Source organism: Pseudomonas sp. SIMBA_068, from assembly GCF_046534705.1.
Lineage (GTDB): Bacteria > Pseudomonadota > Gammaproteobacteria > Pseudomonadales > Pseudomonadaceae > Aquipseudomonas > Aquipseudomonas putida.
In genome coordinates, this window is sequence record NZ_JAWRYI010000543.1 from 1 (window position 1) to 271 (window position 271).

Below are 271 nucleotides of genomic sequence, written 5' to 3' on the forward strand. Positions count from 1 at the left end.
CATAAAACAGGGGCAACCGGCGGATTTGGTAGCTATGTCGCGTTTATTCCAGAAAAAGAGCTGGGTATAGTGATGCTGGCTAACAAAAACTATCCCAATCCAGCGAGAGTCACCGCCGCCTGGCAGATTCTCAACGCTCTACAGTAAAATTTCATCGGGTCCGAATTTTCGGACCTTTTCTGCGCTTTTCCTTGCTGTCATCTACACTTAGAAAAAAACCAGTAAGGAAACATTTATGCGCCTGCTCCCTCTCGTTGCCGCAGCGACAGCT

Annotated in this window: 1 protein-coding gene; it reads left to right on the plus strand. The window is 48.0% G+C overall.

Going from position 1 to position 271, the window contains the following annotated elements; all coding sequences use genetic code 11:
• Positions 1–147: serine hydrolase (locus tag SB756_RS30320; protein ID WP_410913268.1), on the plus strand; the 147-nt coding region annotated here is incomplete at its 5' end.
• Positions 148–271: the final 124 nt, after the last annotated feature.